1 protein-coding gene is annotated in these 250 nt (G+C 69.6%); it reads right to left on the bottom strand.

Annotated elements, in window-relative coordinates; translation table 11 throughout:
* A partial coding sequence (locus N4G66_RS45540; RefSeq protein ID WP_261710185.1) for a zinc ribbon domain-containing protein occupies positions 1-250 on the bottom strand: 250 nt, incomplete at both ends.

Consider the following 250-nt stretch of genomic DNA (forward strand, 5'->3'; position numbering starts at 1 on the left):
GCCGTGAGGTTTCCTGCTTCGTCGCCGACTGCCCCGTCCGGGAGGATTCCCGTTGAGGTCTTACACCAGCTCCACAGGCTGTCACCGCCAGTCCGGCGGCCAGCAGGTTCTTCGCGGCGTTCACGTCCCGGTCGTGGACCGTTCCGCAACCGCACGTCCAGGTGCGGACGTCGAGCGGCATCCTCCCGGCGAGGGTGCCGCAGTGGGAGCACAGCCGGGTGGAGGGGAAGAAGCGGCCGGCCGCGATCAC

Origin of the sequence: Streptomyces rhizosphaerihabitans (assembly GCF_025399795.1) — a bacterium.
GTDB lineage: Bacteria > Actinomycetota > Actinomycetes > Streptomycetales > Streptomycetaceae > Streptomyces > Streptomyces rhizosphaerihabitans.